At 63.3% G+C, this 21,043-nt stretch carries 19 protein-coding genes; 9 read left to right on the top strand and 10 right to left on the bottom strand.

Features of this window, described 5'->3' with window-relative positions; translation table 11 throughout:
• The first annotated feature begins 667 nt into the window (after window positions 1-667).
• Window positions 668-1,120 (top strand): XRE family transcriptional regulator, encoded by a 453-nt coding sequence (locus HWE04_RS02260; RefSeq protein WP_166758385.1) that lies wholly within the window; start codon window positions 668-670, stop codon window positions 1,118-1,120.
• 231 nt (window positions 1,121-1,351) lie between these two features.
• Here HWE04_RS02260 and ybiB read toward each other — a convergent pair whose 3' ends face one another.
• Window positions 1,352-2,404, bottom strand: a complete 1,053-nt coding sequence (gene ybiB, locus HWE04_RS02255; RefSeq protein ID WP_077237465.1) for a DNA-binding protein YbiB — start codon at window positions 2,402-2,404, stop codon at window positions 1,352-1,354.
• A gap of 130 nt (window positions 2,405-2,534) precedes the next feature.
• On the opposite strand from ybiB, the gene tsaD reads away from it, so the two are divergent.
• Complete coding sequence (tsaD, locus tag HWE04_RS02250; RefSeq protein WP_241811364.1) at window positions 2,535-3,596, top strand: tRNA (adenosine(37)-N6)-threonylcarbamoyltransferase complex transferase subunit TsaD; 1,062 nt, start codon at window positions 2,535-2,537, stop codon at window positions 3,594-3,596.
• A 99-nt stretch (window positions 3,597-3,695) separates the two neighbouring features.
• On the opposite strand, the gene plsY is transcribed toward tsaD, so the two are convergent.
• The 4 genes from plsY to HWE04_RS02230 all read right to left on the bottom strand — a co-directional run bounded on the left by plsY (window position 3,696) and on the right by HWE04_RS02230 (window position 6,367).
• On the bottom strand, window positions 3,696-4,313 hold the full coding sequence (gene plsY / locus HWE04_RS02245; RefSeq protein ID WP_077237343.1) for a glycerol-3-phosphate 1-O-acyltransferase PlsY: 618 nt from the start codon (window positions 4,311-4,313) through the stop codon (window positions 3,696-3,698).
• Window positions 4,314-4,346: 33 nt separating this feature from the next.
• Complete coding sequence (locus tag HWE04_RS02240) at window positions 4,347-4,847, bottom strand: aminoacyl-tRNA deacylase (RefSeq protein ID WP_241811363.1); 501 nt, start codon at window positions 4,845-4,847, stop codon at window positions 4,347-4,349.
• Between the two features lie 77 nt (window positions 4,848-4,924).
• Window positions 4,925-5,848: a site-specific tyrosine recombinase XerD gene (xerD, locus tag HWE04_RS02235; RefSeq protein ID WP_006462930.1), complete on the bottom strand. Its 924-nt coding sequence runs from the start codon at window positions 5,846-5,848 to the stop codon at window positions 4,925-4,927.
• A 9-nt stretch (window positions 5,849-5,857) separates the two neighbouring features.
• Window positions 5,858-6,367 (bottom strand): methylated-DNA--[protein]-cysteine S-methyltransferase, encoded by a 510-nt coding sequence (locus HWE04_RS02230; protein ID WP_006462929.1) that lies wholly within the window; start codon window positions 6,365-6,367, stop codon window positions 5,858-5,860.
• A 98-nt stretch (window positions 6,368-6,465) separates the two neighbouring features.
• On the opposite strand from HWE04_RS02230, the gene HWE04_RS02225 reads away from it, so the two are divergent.
• Complete coding sequence (locus tag HWE04_RS02225) at window positions 6,466-7,119, top strand: VOC family protein (protein ID WP_241811362.1); 654 nt, start codon at window positions 6,466-6,468, stop codon at window positions 7,117-7,119.
• A gap of 517 nt (window positions 7,120-7,636) precedes the next feature.
• Here the strand turns inward: HWE04_RS02225 and HWE04_RS02220 are convergent.
• The 3 genes from HWE04_RS02220 to HWE04_RS02210 form a co-directional block, all read right to left on the bottom strand.
• On the bottom strand, window positions 7,637-8,917 hold the full coding sequence (locus tag HWE04_RS02220) for a TRAP transporter large permease (protein WP_006462927.1): 1,281 nt from the start codon (window positions 8,915-8,917) through the stop codon (window positions 7,637-7,639).
• Entirely contained in the window at window positions 8,914-9,474 is a 561-nt protein-coding gene (locus HWE04_RS02215; protein ID WP_006462926.1) for a TRAP transporter small permease, read from the bottom strand. The genes HWE04_RS02220 and HWE04_RS02215 overlap by 4 nt, the downstream gene beginning before the upstream one ends.
• Before the next feature lie 128 nt (window positions 9,475-9,602).
• On the bottom strand, window positions 9,603-10,619 hold the full coding sequence (locus HWE04_RS02210) for a TRAP transporter substrate-binding protein (protein WP_006462925.1): 1,017 nt from the start codon (window positions 10,617-10,619) through the stop codon (window positions 9,603-9,605).
• A 220-nt stretch (window positions 10,620-10,839) separates the two neighbouring features.
• Here HWE04_RS02210 and HWE04_RS02205 point away from each other — a divergent pair, with 220 nt between their 5' ends.
• The 3 genes from HWE04_RS02205 to HWE04_RS02195 are packed head-to-tail and all read left to right on the top strand — an operon-like array spanning window position 10,840 to window position 14,400.
• On the top strand, window positions 10,840-12,867 hold the full coding sequence (locus HWE04_RS02205; RefSeq protein ID WP_241811361.1) for a two-component system sensor histidine kinase NtrB: 2,028 nt from the start codon (window positions 10,840-10,842) through the stop codon (window positions 12,865-12,867).
• 50 nt (window positions 12,868-12,917) lie between these two features.
• Window positions 12,918-13,508, top strand: coding sequence for a response regulator transcription factor (locus tag HWE04_RS02200; RefSeq protein ID WP_241811360.1), 591 nt, complete (start codon window positions 12,918-12,920; stop codon window positions 13,506-13,508).
• 1 nt (window position 13,509) lies between these two features.
• Window positions 13,510-14,400, top strand: coding sequence for an AEC family transporter (locus HWE04_RS02195; RefSeq protein ID WP_006462922.1), 891 nt, complete (start codon window positions 13,510-13,512; stop codon window positions 14,398-14,400).
• Window positions 14,401-14,431: 31 nt separating this feature from the next.
• Here the strand turns inward: HWE04_RS02195 and queG are convergent, their stop codons facing one another.
• Complete coding sequence (gene queG, locus HWE04_RS02190; protein ID WP_241811359.1) at window positions 14,432-15,565, bottom strand: tRNA epoxyqueuosine(34) reductase QueG; 1,134 nt, start codon at window positions 15,563-15,565, stop codon at window positions 14,432-14,434.
• Between the two features lie 57 nt (window positions 15,566-15,622).
• Between queG and tsaE the strand changes: the two genes are divergently transcribed.
• From tsaE to HWE04_RS02175, 3 genes are all read left to right on the top strand, one after another.
• On the top strand, window positions 15,623-16,108 hold the full coding sequence (gene tsaE / locus HWE04_RS02185) for a tRNA (adenosine(37)-N6)-threonylcarbamoyltransferase complex ATPase subunit type 1 TsaE (protein WP_006462917.1): 486 nt from the start codon (window positions 15,623-15,625) through the stop codon (window positions 16,106-16,108).
• Complete coding sequence (locus tag HWE04_RS02180; RefSeq protein ID WP_039875026.1) at window positions 16,072-17,427, top strand: N-acetylmuramoyl-L-alanine amidase; 1,356 nt, start codon at window positions 16,072-16,074, stop codon at window positions 17,425-17,427. Before tsaE ends, HWE04_RS02180 begins: the two co-directional genes overlap by 37 nt.
• A 222-nt stretch (window positions 17,428-17,649) precedes the next feature.
• Complete coding sequence (locus HWE04_RS02175; protein WP_241811358.1) at window positions 17,650-19,860, top strand: OsmC domain/YcaO domain-containing protein; 2,211 nt, start codon at window positions 17,650-17,652, stop codon at window positions 19,858-19,860.
• A 100-nt stretch (window positions 19,861-19,960) separates the two neighbouring features.
• Here the strand turns inward: HWE04_RS02175 and HWE04_RS02170 are convergent, their stop codons facing one another.
• Window positions 19,961-20,623, bottom strand: coding sequence for a VTT domain-containing protein (locus HWE04_RS02170; RefSeq protein ID WP_006462914.1), 663 nt, complete (start codon window positions 20,621-20,623; stop codon window positions 19,961-19,963).
• Between the last annotated feature and the right edge of the window lie 420 nt (window positions 20,624-21,043).

The following is a 21,043-nucleotide window of genomic DNA, read 5'->3' as shown; positions in this document are numbered from 1 at the left end:
TCTTGTTTCAACCAGCGTGCTGCTTGTCTGCCCGGCGCTACCGGGTCCATGCCACGCCCCATGGGAAGGAGCGTATTTTCAACCTGCTTCCCCATCCCCACCAGGTGGGAAGTTAATCGGTTATTCACCACCGCATTGAATTTGTTTTTCGGTGAGGCGCTATTCTAGCGCGCTTCTGCGCCGATGTGCCGCGCTGCGGCATGCATGGCGCGTCGGATGTGCTGTCTCGCGGCGGATACATCCCCTGAAAAAATCTGGCTGCGCGGCTCACATGCGATGCATCTGGACTGACAATAAGCGCCGTAGATCACCGGCGCGCAGCATGGTTGACCAGGGCGCCATTGCGGTGACATGCACCGCGAGAGCGTCCGGAAGACAGTCCCAGGCACGTACCTAAAGTGGCCTGATGACCTGACATCCACATGCCCGCAGCGCGCCGTGATCGACGAAACGGTTGTCCCACCATCGCATCGGAGACCTGCGCATGGCCCCCTTCCCGTTCGGCGCAAAGCCGCGACCGATCTGCCTTTCCGGCATCCCGCGAGGATCTCGCGCAGGGCGATGGCGAGGCTTTCCTGACCAGTGAGCATAAATCACGTTTGCTGCGTAACTCACCCCAAATGCAAACGTACCCCGGAAAGCGCTACGTCAAAGTACCTTCGAAACCATGGAAACCGCCAATCAAAAATTCGCAAAGCGCTTGCGCACCGCGATGGAAAAAGCTGGATACGAACCCAAGCCCGCCGTTCTGGAACGGGAATTCAATCTGCGGTACTGGGGCAAACCGATGACCCTGCACGGCGTACGACGCTGGTTGCTGGGCGAGTCGATGCCCAAGCAGGACAAGCTGGAGACGCTGGCCGAATGGCTCATCGTCACTCCCCAGCACCTTCGTTTCGGCGAAGAGATCGGCAAGCGCATCGACAAGCGCCGCGCCCGCTGGGAAGAAGCCATCGGCTACCGCGAACGAGAAGCCTTCGAGGCCTTCATCAATCTGCCGGCGCCCCAGCGCAAGATCGTCAAGGAAGTGATCTTCGCCTTCGCCCAGATTGCCGCCCACGCACCGGAAAAGCTCGTGGCAGCCGCCAAGACCACCGCCCGCCGCCGTCCGCGCAACTAAGCCAGGCGCTCTCCCAAGTCCCTCCGAATCACGATCCCGACTCCCCAGGGATCTTCATCCGGGTCTTTTCCAGCCTGCCCTCATGGCCGCATTGCCGGCAATTCTTCCCGATTTTTTCCTGACCATTGCTGACCGCCACGCCTTGCTTGCGTCCTGGCGACGGGCTGTCAATTCGTCAGCTTCCCGCCCCGCAGGAGCCGCTGTGGCGAAACATCCACGCCGCAGACGATGTCAGGAAATATTTTTGCGTACCCGCGCAGCCACGTCGACACAGTGATCGACCTGCTCGGCGATGGCCTGCGGTACAGGACGGCGGCCATCAAGCACCTCGTTGATCCAGCGCGCCGTGGCCAGTGCATCGCTACCTTCGGGCAACTCCGGCACGTCCTCGGCCACGCTCTGCTTTTCCACCAGCACGGTGCGCGTGCCATGGCTGAACCAGTCGATGCGTTGGGCGCGCCGGGCATTGGCCACGGTCTCGCCCTCGGTACCGCGCATCAGGAAAGCATCGCCGCGATCATGCGGTGCAGCGTTGCCAAAATAGTCGCTCAACATCTCCAGATACTCGGGATGGGTGTACGACGTCAGACGCAAGGCCGGCTGCGCAAACGGTTGCATGATCTTCACCAGGGTATGCGTGGAGTTGCGCACCCCCAGGATACGGCGCATCTCCAGCAGTCGCGCGATGGACGGAGCCAGTGCAGCAATCGGGATGAAGGCCGGTTGTCCGGCGGCCATCAGCGCTTCAGCCTGGGCACCGGAGGCTGCGTGGGCAATGCCCAGTGCACTGAATATCTCGGCGCTGGTCAGGCGCTGTGGGTCGCGGGTCACGCCGTGCATGAGCACTGGCACGCCCCGGCGCACCAGCAGCATGCACAGCAGCGGCGTAAGGTTGGCCATCTTGCGCGACCCGTTGTAGCTGGGCAGGACCACAGGTGCGTAATCGCCGGCGGGCGCGCGCAGCGGCGTGAAGGACGCTTCGGCGGCCGCCAGGAAACCGGCGATTTCCTGGACCGACTCGCCCTTGATGCGCATGGCCAAGAGGATCGCGCCCAGCTCCAGGTCGCTGACGCGGCCCTCGAGCATGGCCTGGTACATGGCCTGGGCATCGTCACGGGAGAGGCTGCGCGCGCCATCCTTGCCGCGGCCGATCTCCTTGATGAAGGGCGCAGCAACGAAGGGGGTGGCGACCAGCGGGGCGGCCACCGCGGCGGCAATACCCGGGGCAGCGCTGGCAGGCTCGACGGCCGCAGCCGGAGCAGGAATGTGGGCATCGTTTTGCATGGCCGAAGGGTACACCAAAAGCGGCGCCTGCCGCAGCCGGCAGGGCCAGCGGCCGGGCTTTCCATTACAATAGCGCCTTTGCCGCGCACCCCACCCGTCGGGGACCGGCCGCTTCATTGAGTCCATCCCCATGCTAGTCCTCGGCGTCGAATCCTCCTGTGATGAAACCGGCCTCGCTCTGTACGACACCGAGCGCGGCCTGCTGGCGCATGCCCTGCATTCGCAGATCGCCATGCACCAGGAGTACGGTGGTGTCGTCCCCGAGCTGGCCTCGCGCGACCACATCCGGCGCGCCATTCCGCTGCTGCGGCAGACCCTGGCGGACGCCCATATGCAGGCGCAAGAGATCGACGCCATCGCCTACACCCAGGGACCGGGACTGGCCGGCGCGCTGCTGGTCGGCGCGTCCGTGGCCTGCGGACTGGGCCTGGCACTGGACAAGCCGGTACTGGGCATCCATCACCTGGAAGGGCACCTGCTCTCCCCGCTGCTGGCCAGCAAGCCGCCGCGCTTTCCTTTCATCGCCCTGCTGGTCTCGGGCGGCCATACGCAATTGATGCGGGTCGATGGCGTGGGGCGCTATGAACTGCTGGGCGAAACCCTGGACGACGCTGCCGGCGAAGCCTTCGACAAGTCGGCCAAGCTGCTGGGCCTGGGCTATCCGGGTGGACCGGCCATCTCGCGTCTGGCCGAGTTCGGTGACCCGGCCGCGTACCAGCTGCCGCGCCCCATGCTGCATTCCAAGAATCTGGACTTCAGCTTCTCCGGCCTGAAGACTGCGGTGCTGACCGTGGTCAAACAGCACGGCAGCAACAGCGCCAATATCTGCGAGCAGGACAAGGCCAACATCGCACGCGGCTTCGTGGACGCCATCGTCGACGTGCTGGTGGCCAAGTGCATGACCGCGTTGAAGCAGACCAACCTGAAGCGCCTGGTGATTGCCGGCGGTGTGGGTGCCAATGCCCAGTTGCGTGCTGCCCTCAATGCCGCTGCAGCCAAGCGCCGCTACGAAGTGTTCTATCCGGAACTGCAGTTCTGCACCGACAACGGCGCCATGATCGCCTTTGCCGGCGCCATGCGCCTGCGCGAGCAACCCGATGCGGCGCGCAAGGAATATGGTTTTGGCGTGCGGCCGCGCTGGCCGCTGGATGAACTGCGGCCGCCACAAGGTGCGACGACTCCATCCACATAAATAATTTATACGATATAAACAAAAAGGGCCGCAATCTCCATTGCGGCCCTTCTGTTTTCGGGAAGTGGCAAGCAGCCTTGCCCAACTTACTTGTCCAGCTTACTTGCCGGCCTTCTTCTTGCTCCCGATCTTGCTTTCCTTGCCGGCCAGCAGGTTGCCGATGTTCTTGCGATGGCGATAGATCAGCAGTGCCGCCATCGCGACCACGGCCAGCAGGATGCCGTCGGTGGTACCGAACAGCAGGCCGTAGTAGAACGGGGCGAACAGGGCCGCCACCAGCGCTGCCAGTGAGGAATAGCGGAAAGCGAAGGCCACCACCAGCCAGGTCCCCAGCGTGGCCAGGCCCAGCCAGGGGTCCAGCGCCAGCAGGATGCCCAGCGCGGTGGCCACGCCCTTGCCGCCCACGAAGCGGAAGAACACCGGCCACAGGTGACCCAGGAAGACGGCCAGCGTGACCAGGGCGATACCGGTGTCATCCACGCCATACTGCGGCCCGAACTTCTGCGCCAGCCAGACCGCCAGCCAACCCTTGAAGCCATCGCCCAGCAGCGTCAGTGCCGCCGCCTTCTTGTTGCCGCTGCGCAGCACATTGGTGGCACCGGGATTCTTGGAACCGTAGGTACGCGGATCGGCCAGTCCGAAGACCTTGGACACCACCACCGCAAAGGACAGCGAGCCGATCAGGTAGGCCGCGATGGCGAAAAGGATGTTGTACATGAATGCGTTCTTTCTCTTGTCTCTGGGTTCTTGTCAGGGTGCATCAGCCAGGGCGCACTGCACCGCCTTGGCCGGCAACACCTTCAGGAGGACGGCGGGGTCGATGCCCACCAGGAAGCCGCGCTGGCCGCCATTGATGTAGATCTTGTCGAGTTCCAGGATGCTGGCTTCCACGTAGACCGGCATGCTCTTGCGGGTGCCGAAGGGCGAGGTCCCACCGATCAGGAAGCCCGAGTGGCGATTGGCCACCTCCGGTTTGCAGGGCTCGACCGACTTGCAGCCGATCTGGCGTGCCAGGTTCTTGGTGGAGACCTTGCAGTCGCCATGCATGAGCACCAGCATCGGCTTGGCCACCTCATCCTGCATCACCAGGGTCTTGATGACGGCATGCTCGTCCACGCCCAGCTCGCGCGAGGAGACCGAGGTGCCGCCATGCTCCTCGTAATCGTAGGGATGCTCGGTGAAGGTCACGCCCTGCTTGCGCAGGAATTGCGTGGCGGGGGTTTCGGAGATGTGTTCTTTCTTGGCGCTCATCGGTGTTCTTCCTGACGGCTGCCTGACCGGCCCAGCAGGCCGGCCGGGCCGTCATGGGCGCACATTATGCCGCAAGATCAGCCGCGGGGGTGATGTGCGGCATGCAGTTGCTTGAGCCTCTCACGTGCCACGTGGGTGTAGATCTGGGTGGTGGAGATGTCGGCATGGCCCAGCAGCAGCTGTACCACGCGCAGGTCGGCGCCATGGTTGAGCAGGTGGGTGGCAAAGGCGTGGCGCAGCGTGTGCGGTGACAGGCGCACCGTGATACCGGCCTGCAGTGCGTGCTTCTTGATCAGGGTCCAGAACATCTGGCGCGTCATCGGCCCGCCGCGTGCGGTGACGAACAGGGCATCGTCGACCTGGCCCTGCAGGATCTGCGGCCGTCCCTCGGCCAGGTAGCGGGCAATCCAGGCGCCGGCCTCCTCGCCGAACGGTACCAGCCGGGTCTTGTCGCCCTTGCCAGTGACCCGCAGCACGGCCTCGTTCATACCGACTTCGATGCTCTTCAACAGCACCAGCTCCGACACCCGCAAGCCGCTGGCATACATCAGCTCGATCATGGCGCGGTCGCGTAGCCCGAGGGGCGTGGACACATCAGGTGCGGCCAGCAGGGCCTCGACCTGGCCTTCCGACAGGGTCTTGGGAAAACGCTGCGGCTGGCGCGCCGAGCGCATCTTCAGGCAGGGATCGGCGGCCACCCGGTTCTGGCGCAGCGCCAGCTGGAAAAACCGCTTCAACACCGCCAGCCGGCGATTGGAAGAACTGGGCTTGGTCTGGTCGTGACGGGCCGCGAAATAGGCATGCAGGTCATCGGCCTGGGTCTCATAGAGCGACTTGGCGTGCTCATGATGCAGCCAGTGGGCGTACAGGGTCATGTCGCGCCGGTAGGCCTCCAGCGTATTCTTGGACAGGCCGTCTTCCAGCCACAGGCTGTCGCAGAATTCGTCGATGGCCTCGCGGCTGGCGGCGGGCGCTTCTATCTTCGGTGTCGTGCGTCCCATGCGAGTCCGTCAGTATCCGTGCACGCCTTCGTGGCGCAGCAACCAGCGCTTGACCTCCAGGTGGAAGCCGTCGACGTCGTCATGATGCGAAAACCCGCCCAGGCCGCCGGCTGCGGTGACCCGATGACAAGGAATCACCAGCGGATACCAGTTGGCGCCGCAGGCCTGCCCGACCGCACGCGGGGCGGACTGGATGTGCTTGGCAACCTGGCCATAGGTCTGGACCTGGCCGCAGGGAATGGCGGCGATGGCCTGCCAGACGCGTTGCTGGAAGGCGCTGCCCACCGGAGCCAGCGGCAGCTTGAAACGAAAGCCCGGATCGGCCAGGTAACGCCGGATCTGCTGTACAGCCTTGGCCGCCACCGGATCGGCGGCATCCTTCTCGGCGTAATGCGCCGGCAGGTAGACCATCTCGACCAGCGCCCCGGCCTGGGTACGGATGCCCATGCCGCCAAAGGGCGTATGCACCACGGCGGAAAACAGCGCGGTCAGGGGCGATTCGGTCTGGAGCTGGGTCATGGACAATGGGCCAAATGCGATGGAGGCCTATTTTAAGCAATTCAGGCCCGGGCTTGATACCATCGGGCAAAACAGAGGACAACACTTCAGGAGACCGCATGACGCAGGCATCGCCCCACACCGAACCGGACCACCTGGTGGTCACCGCCCCCAGCCTTGAAGCCGGCATGGCCTGGCTACAGCAGCAACTGGGCGTCTCGATGGCGCCGCGCATCGGCGGACAACATGAGCGACTGGGCACACACAATGCCCTGCTGTCGTTGGGTGCGGGCTTCTATCTGGAGGTGATCGCCATCGATCCCGCCGGCAGCACTCCTGCTCGCCCGCGCTGGTTCGGCATGGACGAGCTGGTCGCGGATGCGCCGCCGCGCCTGGCCCACTGGGTGGTCCGCACCGACGACATCGAAGCGGCGGTGGCCGCCAGTCCCATTGCCGTCGGCGAGATCACGCCCATGAGCCGCGGCACCCTGGCCTGGCTGATCACCATCGCCGCCGACGGCCGCCTGCCCTGCGCGGGGCTGATGCCCTCGCTGATCCAGTGGCACAGCCAGCCTCACCCGGCCAGCGCCCTGCCCGACCTCGGCTGCCGCCTGCAACGCCTGGTGCTGAGCCACCCGGCGCCGGCCGAACTGGGCGCTGCCCTGGCGGCAGTGGGGATGGAGGATGCACGCATCGTGCTGCAGGAAGGAAGGCAGACCGCCATCGAGGCCGTGATATCGACGCCATACGGGGAACGGGTGCTGCCGGGCTGAGAGAGCCCCTGAAGAGAGCCCCTGGAAGGGATGTGGAAAAAATATAAACCGTATAAACCGTACAAACCGTATGAACTATCCGCTTACGGCTGGCACAAAGAAAAAAGGCGCATCCTCGGATGCGCCTTCAAAATACTCCTGATGCATTCCCGGCCGTTTGAACGGCTTCAATCGAATGCACGTCTCCTCAGTTTCCCGGTATCGATACCGTTTGTTATGCACCACCCGCTTTGTATTCGGTGCTGCCCGCCTGCGCCCGCGCCGATGTGTCGGCAGGGTCGCCGGTGAGGCGCGTACATCAACAACTCACTAGAAAAACATCACTGCAAAACTCGATTGCCAGGACGGCAAATGCACGGTGCCGATTCAGCAAAGCCCGCACTTTAGCAGCACTCTGCGCGGTTTCAAAGCACTTTTTCAGGGCAAAACCAACATACTTTCGAGCAACTTAACAGACATCCGACAAAATCGGCACCATCGTAGTGCGTGGTGCCGATTATGAGAGACATTTGTTGTGTCAGTTGTAGATCAGGTTTGGCAGCCACAGCGACAGTGCCGGCCAGTAGGTCACCAGCATCAGGAAACCGAGCATGGTCAGCAGCCACGGCATGACCGCGATGGTCAGCTCGGTAATGCCCATCTTGGTGATGCCCGAGGCCACGTACAGGTTCAGACCGACCGGCGGATGGCACATGCCCACTTCCATGTTGACCACGATGAGGATGCCGAAGTGCACCGGATCGATGCCCAGCTTCATGGCCACGGGGAACAGGATAGGCGCCAGGATCAGCACGATCGAAGACGGCTCCATCACGTTACCGGCCAGCAGCAGCAGGACATTGACCACCAGCAGGAAGGTGATCGGACCCAGGCCGGAGTCGGTGATCCATGCCGCCATCGCCTGCGGGATGTTTTCGCTGGTCACGAGGAACGAGAACAGCACCGCGTTGGTGATGATGTAGAGCAGCATGGCCGACATCGAGGCCGAGTCCAGCAAGACCTTGGGCACCTGGCTCAGGCGCAGGTCCTTGTAGACGAACACCGAGATGAAGAAGGCATACACCGCGGCCATGGCAGCCGCTTCCGTGGGCGTGAACACGCCGCTGTAGATGCCGCCCATGACGATGACGATCAGGAACAGGCCCCAGCCACTCTTGCGGAAGGCCGCGAACCGCTCGGCCCAGGTGGCCTTCCTCAGGCGCGGGTAATTGTTCTTGCGCGCCAGGTACCAGGTGGTCACCCCCAGCAGGAAGGCCAGCAGCAGACCCGGCACCACGCCGGCCATGAACAGCTTGCCCACCGACGTATTGGTCGAGACCGAATACATCACCATCACGATGGAAGGCGGGATCAGGATGCCCAGCGCACCTGAAGTGGTGATCACGCCCGCGCCGAAGCGGTTGGGGAAGCCCTGCTTGACCATCGCCGGCAGGATGATGGAGCCGATCGCCACCACGGTGGCCGGCGAGGAACCGGAGACCGCCGCGAACAGCGCGCAGGCCAGCACGCCGGCCAGCGCCAGGCCTCCATGCCAGTGCCCCACCATGGAGGTGGCGAAGTTGATCATGCGCCGCGCCACGCCGCCATGGGTAAGGAAGTTGCCGGCCAGGATGAAGAAGGGGATCGCCATGATCTCGAACTTCTCGATGCCGGTGAACAACTTCAGCGCCACCGACTGGATCGGCACGTCGGTCATGGTGAAGAGGAAGGTCAGTACCGTCAGGCCCAGCGAGATCGAGATCGGCATCCCGGTCAGCATCAGCCCGAACAGCAGGACGAAAATGATCAATGCATTCATGCTTTACCTCCGCTGGTTTCTTCGTCCAGACCTTCCACGTGGGAATGGTCATGCTTGGGCAATTCGCCGGTCCGGTGGAAATTCCACGCGACCTGGAGGAAACGGAAGCACATCAGATAGGAACCCAGCGGCACGGCCAGATAGACGATCCACATCGGCACTTCCAGCACTTCGGAGGTGCTGTCGTGCTGGGCGATGTCATAGACGAACTCGGCGCCGAAGGTGCCGACGATGCCGGTGAAGAGGGCGCCAGCGAACAGGCCGAAGAGCACGAACTTGTTGCGCCACGGAGTGTTGAGGCGATTGATGAGCACATCGACGCCGACGTGGATGCCGGTACGCACGCCATAGGCGGCGCCGAACTTGGCCATCCACACGAACATGAAGATGCACAGCTCCTGCGCCCAGCTCATGTTGATCTGGATGAGCTGGTCCTGTAACCAGGGAATGTCGAGGCCGGAGGCGTAACGATGCACCACGGCCACGAAGATGATGAAGGTGGCCGCGGCCATGAGGAACGCGATCAGCCACTCTTCCAGATGGTCGAGTAACTTCATGGAATCTCCTTGCGCCGGCAGGCCGCTCCCATGCTGGTAGCGGCCGCTGGCTTAGCTTGTTCTGATTGTTTTAGAGGGTGGCGCGGCGCACGCCGGACGGGCGCGCCGCGCACAGGTACCGAGCCCGGTTACTTCTGGCCCAGCGCTGCCGATTCCTTGTTGACGGCGTCGATCAGCTCCTTGCCGATACGGCTGGCCATCTGCTGCTGCACCGGCAGCAAGGCCTTGCGCCATTCAGCCTTCTCGGCATCGGTGAGACGGTAGACGGTGGTCTTGCCGGTCTTTTCCACGGCTGCCAGGGCGGCATCGTTTTCCTGCTGGGCGATGGCATTGGCGTACTTGGTCGCGTCCTTCATGGCGCCTTCAAGCTGGGTACGAACGTCGGCCGGCAGGCCATCCCAGAACTTCTTGTTGACGATCACCGCATAGCCCAGATAGCCGTGGTTGGACACGGTCACGTGCTTCTGCACTTCGTGCATCTTCTGGGTATAGAGGTTCGAAGGCGGGTTCTCGGTGCCATCCACCACGCCAGTCTGCAGCGCCTGGTAGACCTCGGAGAAGGCCAGCACCTGCGGGTTGGCGCCCAGTGCGCGCATCTGCGCGTCCAGCACCTTGGAGGACTGGATGCGCATCTTCAGGCCGCGGAAGTCGGCCGGATGATGCAGCGGCTTGTTGGCCGACATCACCTTGAAACCGTTATCCCAGTAGGCCAGGCCGGTGATGCCCTTGGGCTCCAGCTTCTTGAACAGATCCTTGCCGATGGGGCCTTCGGTCACGCGGTAGAGCACGTCCTTGCTGGGGAAGATGTAAGGCAGGTCGAACACCTCGAACTCCTTCACGCCCAGCGGGCCGAACTTGGCCAGCGACGGGGCCAGCATCTGCACGGCGCCCAGTTGCAGGGCTTCCAGTTCCTCCTTGTCCTTGTACAGGGTGCTGTTGGGATAGACCTCGACCTTGACGCGGCCCTTGGTGGCCTTCTCGGCCAGCTCCTTGAAGCGCTCGGCGGCCTTGCCCTTGGGTGTGTCGTTGGCCACCACGTGGCTGAACTTGATGATGATGGGCTGCTGTGCGAAGGCGCTCGCAGTCAGGCCGGCGTTGACGATGGCAGCGGCCGACATGGCCAGCAGGATGGACTTCAGTTTCATGCGTGTCTCCCCAGTGAGGTATGAATCGTTTTGGTGGTGTGCTTGTTTTTGTAGTGGCTCTGCTTGGCGCGGGCCAGATTATGCCCGCGCATTTTGCTCGGTGTCACCAAAATGGGGCAAGTGTGGATAACCACAATGCTCGCCGAACCACACTTCCTGCATTTTCCCGCCGCCCGGGATGCTGGCGCTCGCCCCGGGCGGCAGCTACACTGGCGGCGACATGAAAACCATCCCGCCTCCGCCGATCTCGCCCCAGCCCAACGCCGCCTCGCAATTGCAGGCCTCGGGGCGCAAGACCACCATGCGCTGGCTGATTCCTTTCCTGCTGCTGTGCCTGTTCCTGGCCACCCTGATCTGGTTGCCACGCCAGGCCCAGCAGATGGAGGCAAGCGAACGGCTGGAGCAGTTGATCGCCGATTCGCTGTGGGTGGAACAGGCGATCCGTTTTCAGCTGAGCCGCGACGACGAAAGCATGCGCATCATCGGACGCGAGATCATCACCGGCCGCCTGCACCAGGACCACTTCCGCAGCCGCCTCAATGCGCTGCTGCGCAACAACCGCGAGTTCTATCGCGTCACCTGGTTCAATGCCGAAGGGCGGCCGGTGGCCTCCACCGACGACTTCCCCATCAGTCGCAACGATCTCTCGCAGTCCTCGCTGATGACCGGTGACCGCGCGCGCCAGATGCACCGCCCGCTCTACAGCCCGCCTGCCGTGCCACCGGGGATCGCCGAACCGATGCTGATGGACTATCACGTGCCCCTGTTCCGCGACAATCATTACGTCGGCAGCCTGGTGGCCAGCTATGCAGTGGCGCGTATCCTCAATGAAATGGTGCCGTGGTGGTTCGCCCAGGACAACGAGATTTCGCTCACCGACACCGACGACAACGTGGTGGCACGCCGCACCTCGGGCGGCCCCGGCCTGAATGTCTACACCCATCGCCGCGAACTGGAACTGCCCGGCCTGACCCTGGTGCTGCACACCAACAGCACCAAGAGCGCGCCCAAGCTCTTGCCCAACCTGCTGGTGGGGTCCGTGATCGTGCTCTCGCTGGGCCTGCTGTGGAGCCTGTGGGCGCTGTGGCGGGACATCACCCGCCGCACCAAGGCCGAGAAGGCCCTGCTGAACGAGGCAGTGTTTCGCGCCGCGATGGAAAACTCGCTGGTCACCGGCATGCGCGCACGCGACCTGGAGGGGCGCATCACCTATGTCAATCCGGCCTTCTGCAAGATGGTCGGCTTCGCCGCCGAAGAACTGGTGGGCAAGATCCCGCCCATGCCCTACTGGGCGCCGGAAGCCATGGACGAATACCAGGAGCGTTTTTCCAACGTCCTGGCCGGACGCGCCACACCACAGTTCGAGACCATTTTCCAGCGCCGCGACGGGGAGCGCTTCCCGGTGCTGATCTTCGAGTCTCCGCTGGTGGACCAAAACGGCAAGCAGACCGGCTGGATGGGCTCCATCCTCGACATCTCCGAACGCAAGCGCGCCGAAGACCTTAACCGCACCCAGGAGGAGAAACTGCAGGCCAGCGCCCGCCTGGCCAGCATGGGCGAGATCGCCTCCACCCTGGCGCATGAGCTGAACCAGCCGCTGGCGGCCATCTCCAGCTTCACCACCGGAGCGCTGAACATGATGCAGCAGGGCCAGGCCGACCCCAAGGCGCTGCAGCCGGCGCTGGAAAAGATCCACGCCCAGGCGCAGCGCGCCGGCCACGTGATCCGCAGCGTGCACCAGTTCGTCAAGAAGCGCGAACCGGCGCGGCAGCGCCTGCAGGTGAGGCAGCTGATCGACAACGTGACACCGCTGATCGAACTGCAGGCCCAGCAGTTCTTCGTGGTGTTGCAGTTGCAGGTGCCCCGTTCCCTGCCGCCTATCCTGGGCGACCAGGTACTGCTGGAACAGGTGATCCTGAACCTGACCCGCAACGGCATCCAGTCCATGGCGGCCGTGCCCTCGGCACGCCGCATCCTGCGCGTGACGGCCGAGCTGACCCGCAACGACGATGGGGTGGAATCAGTCACCGTCTCGGTGATCGACCAGGGCCACGGCATTGCCGAGGACGTGGCGGCGCGCCTGTTCTCGCCCTTCTTCTCGACCAAGGCCGAGGGCATGGGCATGGGCCTCAACATCTGTCGCACCACCATCGAATTCCACGGCGGGACGCTGACTTACACCGATAACCCGGCAGGCGGTACAATCTTCCGGTTTTCGCTGCCCGCCCAGAGCGGCCAGCCACAATAAAGAGACCGCCGCCCCACGGCCCCACTGATCTGGCCCCACCCCGCACACCAATGCTGCACATAGTCGACGACGAAGAAATCATCCGCGATTCGCTGACCTGGCTGGCGCGTTCCCGCAACATCGCCGCCACCGCCTATGAAGGTGGTGCTGCGGTCCTGACCGCCCTCGGCGCGGCCGGCGGTATCGATGCCGAAGGGGAATGCCTGCTACTGGATGTGCGCATGCCCGGCACCAGCGGTGTGGCGCTGTTCAATGAACTCAAGACCAAGGGTCTGCTGCACCGGCGCCCGGTGATCTTCCTCACCGGCCATGGCGACGTCCCCATGGCGGTGGACATGCTCAAGAACGGTGCCTTCGATTTCTTCGAGAAGCCCTTCAACGACAACCAGTTGATGGACCGCGTACTGGAAGCCCTGGCCAGCTCGCGCGCCGGCGGCGCCGAGGATGCCGTCCAGGGCCGCCTGGCGGCACTCTCGGCACGCGAACGCGAGGTGCTGGACCTGATCCTGGCCGGCAAGATGAACAAGGTCATCGCCGATGAACTGGGCATCAGCATGCGCACCGTCGAGGTCCACCGCGCCCACATCTTCGACAAGATGAATGTCAAGACCGCCGTCGAACTGGCGCGGCTGCTCAAGTAAGGTGGAAATCCTCAATCTCCTGCTGCCGGACTTCAGCCTGATCGTGCTGGGGGTGCTGGTCTATCGCATCTCCAACTGGGGCGACGAGTTCTGGGCCGGCATGGAAAAGCTGGTGTACTTCCTGCTCTTTCCAGCGCTGCTGTTCTATTCCACCGCACGCCTGAAGGTCGACCTAGGGGTCACCGGTGGCCTGGTGCAGACCGGGGTGCTGTCGCTGCTGGCCGGCATCGTACTGACCTGGCTGGGCAAACCCCTGCTGCGCGCCACGCCGATGACCTACGAATCGGGCATGCAATGCGCCTACCGCTTCAACTCCTACATCGCGCTGGCGCTGGCCACCCGCATGGCCGGCGAGGAAGGGGCGGGCCTGATGGCCATCCTGCTGGGCTTTGGCGTCCCGCTGTGCAATATCGCGGCGGTCCATGCGCTGGCACCGAAGAACAGCAACCTCTTACGCGAACTGGCCAAGAATCCACTGCTGGTGGCCACTGCCGGCGGACTGACGTTTTCAGCACTGGGGCTGCACCTGCCGGAGGCGGCATCGGTGGTGCTCTCGCGCCTGGGCGCGGCTTCCATCGCGCTGGGCCTGCTGATGGTGGGTGCCGGCCTGCGCCTGTCGGGGCTCAAGGAAAGCAAGCTGGTGGTGGGATGGTTCATCCTGATCAAGCTCTTCGCCGTACCGCTGGTGGCCTACCTGATCGGTCGCCATCTGCAACTGCCCCCGCTGCAGTTGCGCATCGTGGTGCTGTTCTGCAGCCTGCCCACCGCCTCCAGCGCCTACATCCTGGCCGCGCGCATGGGCGGCAATGGTCCCTTCACGGCTTTCCTGATTTCCTTCGGCACGCTGCTCTCGGCGCTGACCATTCCATTCTGGCTGGCGCTGGTGCATTGAACACTGCGCCCAGAGCACCGCGCACTGGGGCCTAGCCGCCCGCACCGTGGCGGGACAGTGCCCACTGCACATGCTCGACCACCAGCGCCGACGGATGCACAAGCCTTGCCCGCAGCGCCGCCACAATGGCCGCATCGCCCCGGTGCGAGGGCGAATCGGCGGCATTGCCCAGGCCCACGGCCAGGTTGCGCAGCCAGCGTTCATGGCCGATGCGGCGGATCGCGCTGCCCTCGGTGTTCTTCAGGAACTGCTCTTCGCTCCAGCCGAACAGGTCGACCAGGCTGGCGCTGTCCAGGCCATGGCGCGGGTCGAAGTCGGGCAGGCTGGCGCGCTGGGCGAACTTGTTCCAGGGGCAGTAGAGCTGGCAGTCGTCGCAGCCGTAGATGCGGTTGCCGATCAGCGGCCGCAGGTCGGACGGGATGCTGCCCTTCAATTCGATGGTGAGGTAGGAGATGCAGCGCCGCGCATCCAGCTCATACGGGGCGACGATGGCCCCGGTCGGGCAAACCGTGATGCAGGCGCTGCACTGGCCGCAGTGCGGGGTGACCGGGTCATCGACCGGCAGCGGCAGATCGGTCAGCATCTCGCCCAGGAAGAACATGGAACCGGCCTCCCGGTGTAGCAACAGGGTGTGCTTGCCGCGCCAGCCCAGCCCGGCCTTTTCGGCCAGGGCCACTTCCATGACCGGTGCCGAATCGGTGAAGACGCGGTAACCGAAGCTACCAATGCGCTCCTCGATGCGGGTGGCCAGTTGCTGCAGACGGGTGCGCAAGACCTTGTGGTAGTCGCGCCCACGTGCATAGATCGAGACCTGAGCCGCCGACGGGTCGCCGCTGCGGGCCTCTTCCCGGGCTCGCCAGTCGGCCTGGCCGGGGTCGCTAGCGGCCGGCAGATAGGGCATGCGCACGCTGACCACCCGCACCGTCCCCGGCACCAGTTCGGCCGGCCGCGCCCGTTTCAGGCCGTGGCTTGCCATATAATCCATCTCGCCGTGGTAACCCTTGTCCAGCCAGGCCTGGAAGCCCGCCTCCCGGTGCGACAGGTCGACATCGGCGATGCGCACCTCGGCAAAGCCCAGTGCCCGGCCCCAGTCCTTGATGGCGGCGGCCAGGGCGGCCAGGCTGGCGGGGTCGGCAAGATCGACAGGGGTGGCGTGAGCGGACATGAAGCGATTGAACCAGTGAACAAGTCATCTCGGATGACGTAACAAACCAGGATGTATATGCAGCGACTCCACCTCCACCTGCCCGACGAAACCGCCACCGCACGCCTGGGCGCCGACCTGGCGCAGGTGCTGGCACCGGGCCTGGCGATCTACCTGCACGGCGACCTGGGCGCCGGCAAGACCGCGCTGACACGCGCGCTGCTGCATGCGGCGGGCTATTCGGGGCGGGTCAAGAGCCCGACCTACACCCTGGCCGAACCCTATGAAGTGACACTCGCAGGGCGCATGGTAACAGTCATCCACTTCGATCTGTACCGCATGGCCAGCCCGGAGGAATTCCTCGATGCCGGTTTCCGTGAACATTTCAACGAAAACTCCGTCTGTATCGTCGAATGGCCAGAAAAAGGCGATCCGGTGTTGCCGCCGCCGGACATCCACGTCAACCTGTCTCTTGCAGGGAACGGTCGTGATGTAGAATTGCGTGCGTTGTCCGACAAGGGTCATCAATGCCTCGCTCGACTGAAATTCGCCCCCAACCTGTGAAGTCCAAAAGCCGCCGCACCATCCTCAAAGCCGGCGGTGCGCTGTTCGTCTCCGTCGTCACTCCCCTGCCCGCCCTGGCCTCCCAGATCCTGGCCGTGCGTGTCTGGCCGTCCGACGACTACACCCGCGTCACGCTGGAAAACGACAGCGACCTGAAGGTCACCCACTTCGTGGTCAAGAACCCGGAGCGCCTGGTGGTGGATATCGAGGGCATCGACCTCAATTCCACCCTGAAGGACCTGGTCGCCAAGATCCAGCCCAACGATCCCTATATCAAGCAGGTACGCGTGGGCCAGAACCGGCCCAGCGTGGTGCGCCTGGTGTTCGACCTGAAGGATGAAATCAAGCCGCAGGTGTTCACCCTGGCCCCGGTGGGCGAATACAAGTACCGCTTCGTGATCGACCTGTATCCGTCCAACCCGCCGGACCCGATCGCCGCCCTGATCCAGAAGGGCGACTGGAACAAGGAAGCCCCGGCCACCCCGCCGCTGGCGCAGGCACCGGCGCCCAAGCCGGACCCGGTACCGCTGGCAGAAATCAAGCCACAACCGGACGACAAGAGCGATCGCAATCCGCGAGTGGTCCCGGAAGAGCCGCGCATGCAGCTCACCCGCATGATCACCATCGCGCTGGACCCCGGCCACGGCGGCGAAGACCCCGGCGCCACCGGCGCGCGGGGCAACCGCGAGAAGGACGTGGTGCTGTCCATCGCCAAGCGCTTGAAACGCAAGATCGAGCAATACCCCAACATGCGCGTCATGCTGACCCGCGACGCCGACTTCTTCGTGCCACTGGGCCAGCGCGTGGTCAAGGCGCGCAAGGTGCAGGCCGACCTGTTCGTGTCGATCCACGCCGATGCCTTCGTACAGCCCACCGCACGCGGTTCTTCGGTGTTCGCCCTGTCCGAGAAGGGTGCCAGCTCGACGGCGGCGCGCTGGCTGGCCAACAAGGAAAACTCGGCCGACCTGATCGGTGGCGTCAACATCAAGACCCATGACCGCCAGCTGGCCAGCGTGCTGCTGGACCTGTCGACCACCGCCCAGATCAACGACAGCCTGCGCGTGGGCAATGCGGTGTTGAAGGAAATCGGCGGCATCAACAAGTTACACAAGGGCGCGGTGGAACAGGCCGGCTTTGCCGTGCTCAAGGCTCCGGACATCCCCAGCATCCTGATCGAAACCGCCTTCATCTCCAACCCGGAAGAAGAAGCCAAGCTCACCGACGAGCGCTATCAGGACCAGATGGCCGACGCCATCCTGACCGGCATCCGCAACTACTTCGCCAAGAACCCGCCGCTGGCCAAGAACAAGCTGACCTGACCCCGGCGCCAGCCGCTGATGCCGTTCAGTCAGGCACTGAACGGCATTTTTATTTCATATTTGTCATTGATAGCGCGGTCAAGCGAGTCTGCTGCTTCACCTGCTTTTTGCGGCAGCGTCGGCGTCCGCCTTGGATCACCACCGGATGGGGGATAATAGCGCCCTCTCCCGTTTCTTGTTTCTCGTTTCAGCCGCTTTTCGGCTCTTTATCGGAATTCCGCCATGGAAATCAAAGTCAACTTCCTCGACAAGCTGCGTCTTGAAGCCAAGTTCGACGACTTTACCGTCATCGCCGACCAGCCCATCCGCTACAAGGGGGATGGCTCGGCACCGGGCCCCTTCGATTACTTCCTGGCGTCCTCGGCCCTGTGCGCGGCGTACTTCGTGAAGCTGTACTGCAATACGCGCAATATTTCCACCGAGAATATCCGCCTGTCCCAGAACAACATCGTCGATCCGGAAAACCGTTACCAGCAGACCTTCAAGATCCAGGTCGAGCTGCCGGCCGACATCAGCGAGGCCGACCGCCGCGGCATCCTGCGCTCGATCGAGCGCTGTACCGTCAAGAAGGTGGTACAGGAGGGGCCGGAATTCATCATCGAGGAAGTCGAGAACCTGGACGCCGATGCCCAATCCCTGCTGACCCTCCAGCCTGAAGCCGGCGCCAGCACCCGCATCCTGGGCAAGGATTTGCCGCTGGAGCAGACCATCGCCAACATGTCGGGCCTGCTGGCCGAGCTGGGCATCAAGATCGAGATCGCCTCCTGGCGCAACATCATTCCCAATGTGTGGTCGCTGCATATCCGCGACGCGCATTCGCCGATGTGCTTCACCAACGGCAAGGGTGCCACCAAGGAAAGCGCGCTGGCCTCGGCTCTGGGCGAATACCTCGAACGCATCAGCAACAACCACTTCTATGCAGGTTCCTACTGGGGCGAGGACATTGCCAATGCCGAGTTCGTGCACTATCCCGACGAGCGCTGGTTCAAGCCCGGGCGCGGCAACAAGCTGCCCAAGGAAATCCTCGACGCCTACTGCCTGGACATCTACAACCCCGACGGCGAGCTGCGCGCTTCGCATCTGGTCGATACCAATTCCGGCAACGCCGAACGCGGCATCTGCTCGCTGCCGTTCGTGCGGCAGTCGGATGGCGAGGTAGTGTATTTCCCTTCCAACCTGGTCGAAAACCTCTTCGTCAGCAATGGGATGAGTGCCGGCAATACCTTGCCCGAGGCCCAGGTGCAGTGCCTGTCGGAGATCTTCGAGCGCGCGGTCAAGCGTGAAATCCTGGAAGGCGAGATCTGCTTGCCCGACGTGCCCCAGGAAGTGCTGGCGAAGTATCCCGGCATCCTGGCGGGCATCCAGGGCCTGGAAGAACAAGGCTTTCCGGTGCTGGTCAAGGATGCCTCGCTGGGCGGCGTCTATCCGGTGATGTGCGTGACCCTGATGAACCCGCGCACTGGCGGGGTCTTTGCCTCCTTCGGCGCTCACCCCAGCTTCGAGGTGGCGCTGGAGCGCAGCCTGACCGAATTGCTGCAGGGACGCAGCTTCGAAGGCCTCAACGACCTGCCCCAGCCGACCTTCGAGAGCAACGCCGTCACCGAGCCCAACAACTTCGTCGAGCACTTCATCGATTCGTCGGGCATCGTCTCGTGGCGCTTCTTCAGTGCCAGGTCGGACTACGAATTTGTGGAATGGGATTTCTCCGGCCAGGGCGAAAATTCCAACGCCGAGGAAGCCGCCGCCCTGTTCGGCATCCTGGAAGAGATGGGCAAGCAAGCCTACGTCGCCGTATATGACCAACTGGGCGCCACAGCCTGCCGCATCCTGGTGCCGGGCTATTCCGAGGTGTATCCGGTGGAAGACCTGATCTGGGACAACACCAACAAGGCGCTCCTGTTCCGCGCCGATATCCTGAACCTGCATCGCCTGGACGACGATGCCCTGGCCGCCCTGCTTGAGCGCCTGGAGAACAACGAGCTGGATGACTACTCGGACATCGCCACCCTGATCGGCATCGAGTTCGATGAAAACACCGAGTGGGGCCAGTTGACCGTGCTCGAACTGAAGCTGCTGATCCATCTGGCCCTGCAGCAGTTCGACGAGGCCCATGACCTGGTCGGCGCCTTCCTGCAATACAACGACAACTCGGTCGAACGCGGTCTGTTCTACCAGGCCCTGAACGTCGTGCTGGAAGTGGAACTGGACGATGCGCTGGCGCTGGAAGACTACGAAACCAACTTCCGTCGCATGTTCGGCAATGAGCGCATGGATGCGGCCATCGGATCGGTGAAGGGGGACGTGCGCTTCCACGGCCTGACGCCGACCAGCATGAAGCTCGAAGGCCTGGACCGCCATCAGCGCCTGCTCGACAGCTATCGCAAACTGCACAAGGCACGCGCCAGGTTCGCGCAGGCTGCCGCTGCGGCCTGAGGCGATTGGCCGGCATCATGAAAAATGCCGTTCAGTCTTCACTGAACGGCATTCACGAGGCTGCCAACGCTTGTTCTTTTCTGCCCTGACGCCGGCGGTCTCAGGCGCTGCGCACCTTGCGCTTGCCGCGTACCTTGCGCCACAGCTGCCACAAGGCGCCCAGCACGATGGGAATGATGGCCGCCACGATCCCGATCAGGACCAGGGTATTGAGGTTCTGCTGCACCACCGGGATATTGCCGAACAGGTAGCCCAGCACCACCAGCCCCACCACCCACAGCAAGGCGCCCAGCACATTGAAGAGCTGGAAGCGGGCGAAACTCATGCCCGACACGCCGGCGATGAACGGTGCGAAGGTTCGCACGATGGGCGTGAAGCGGGCGATGACGATGGTCTTGCCGCCGTGTTTTTCGTAGAAGGAATGGGTCTTTTGCAGGGCTTCCGGATTGAGCCAGCGGTAATTGTGGGTATAGACGCGGTGACCGACCCAGCCGCCTATCCAGTAGTTGAGGGTATTGCCCGCCACCGCTGCGATCACCAGCAGGGTCATCAGCAGCCAGATATCCATGGCCCCCATGGCACAGAAGGTGCCGGCGATGAACAACAGGGAATCTCCCGGCAGGAACGGCAACACCACCAGCCCGGTCTCGCAGAACACGATCAGGAACAACACCGCGTAGATGAGCGTGCCGTACTGCTCGATGAGGACGCCCAGATATTTGTCCACGTGCACCAGCACGTCCAGCAACTGCAGATAATCCATAAAACCCAATCGTTGGTGATTCATCGATGCCGCGGCGCCCCATCGCCAGGCGGCGGGATATTTCCCTGATGCAACACCGGGAGATATCCGGAAGGCGGGGTGATCCCTCCCACCTGCGAAGGCATCATACAACACTCACCCGGGGCGGACTCAAGAACCCCGAACGGATGTCGATAAAAAGAACGGGGCTTGTACTTGTGCAACAGGACAATCCTCGCAGAACCTCATGACGCTGTTGCGCTCCTCTGGCGCCGGCCGAGAGCGAGCGCACAAGGCTGGCGATTTGGCATATGATCAAGACAGATTGCTTCAGTTTCCAGCGGGTCGAGATGTACGGCGAGGTATGGTCGGCGCAGACAGGAAAACGGAAAAAATCGTAACTCCGGACTGCATGAGGCAAGACGCGCGGCAGGCGTCATT

The organism is Herbaspirillum sp. C7C2 (assembly GCF_022627865.1).
Classification (GTDB): domain Bacteria; phylum Pseudomonadota; class Gammaproteobacteria; order Burkholderiales; family Burkholderiaceae_D; genus Herbaspirillum; species Herbaspirillum frisingense.
This window is presented reverse-complemented; position numbering and strand designations above follow the sequence as displayed.

Excerpts from the sequence above, each read along its gene's own strand:
- HWE04_RS02260 (WP_166758385.1), top strand. The coding sequence starts at position 668 with ATGGAAACCGCCAATCAAAAATTCGCAAAGCGCTTGCGCACCGCGATG.
- ybiB (WP_077237465.1), bottom strand. The coding sequence starts at position 2,404 with ATGCAAAACGATGCCCACATTCCTGCTCCGGCTGCGGCCGTCGAGCCT.
- tsaD (WP_241811364.1), top strand. The coding sequence starts at position 2,535 with ATGCTAGTCCTCGGCGTCGAATCCTCCTGTGATGAAACCGGCCTCGCT.
- plsY (WP_077237343.1), bottom strand. The coding sequence starts at position 4,313 with ATGTACAACATCCTTTTCGCCATCGCGGCCTACCTGATCGGCTCGCTG.
- HWE04_RS02240 (WP_241811363.1), bottom strand. The coding sequence starts at position 4,847 with ATGAGCGCCAAGAAAGAACACATCTCCGAAACCCCCGCCACGCAATTC.
- xerD (WP_006462930.1), bottom strand. The coding sequence starts at position 5,848 with ATGGGACGCACGACACCGAAGATAGAAGCGCCCGCCGCCAGCCGCGAG.
- HWE04_RS02230 (WP_006462929.1), bottom strand. The coding sequence starts at position 6,367 with ATGACCCAGCTCCAGACCGAATCGCCCCTGACCGCGCTGTTTTCCGCC.
- HWE04_RS02225 (WP_241811362.1), top strand. The coding sequence starts at position 6,466 with ATGACGCAGGCATCGCCCCACACCGAACCGGACCACCTGGTGGTCACC.
- HWE04_RS02220 (WP_006462927.1), bottom strand. The coding sequence starts at position 8,917 with ATGAATGCATTGATCATTTTCGTCCTGCTGTTCGGGCTGATGCTGACC.
- HWE04_RS02215 (WP_006462926.1), bottom strand. The coding sequence starts at position 9,474 with ATGAAGTTACTCGACCATCTGGAAGAGTGGCTGATCGCGTTCCTCATG.
- HWE04_RS02210 (WP_006462925.1), bottom strand. The coding sequence starts at position 10,619 with ATGAAACTGAAGTCCATCCTGCTGGCCATGTCGGCCGCTGCCATCGTC.
- HWE04_RS02205 (WP_241811361.1), top strand. The coding sequence starts at position 10,840 with ATGAAAACCATCCCGCCTCCGCCGATCTCGCCCCAGCCCAACGCCGCC.
- HWE04_RS02200 (WP_241811360.1), top strand. The coding sequence starts at position 12,918 with ATGCTGCACATAGTCGACGACGAAGAAATCATCCGCGATTCGCTGACC.
- queG (WP_241811359.1), bottom strand. The coding sequence starts at position 15,565 with ATGTCCGCTCACGCCACCCCTGTCGATCTTGCCGACCCCGCCAGCCTG.
- tsaE (WP_006462917.1), top strand. The coding sequence starts at position 15,623 with ATGCAGCGACTCCACCTCCACCTGCCCGACGAAACCGCCACCGCACGC.
- HWE04_RS02180 (WP_039875026.1), top strand. The coding sequence starts at position 16,072 with ATGCCTCGCTCGACTGAAATTCGCCCCCAACCTGTGAAGTCCAAAAGC.
- HWE04_RS02175 (WP_241811358.1), top strand. The coding sequence starts at position 17,650 with ATGGAAATCAAAGTCAACTTCCTCGACAAGCTGCGTCTTGAAGCCAAG.
- HWE04_RS02170 (WP_006462914.1), bottom strand. The coding sequence starts at position 20,623 with ATGGATTATCTGCAGTTGCTGGACGTGCTGGTGCACGTGGACAAATAT.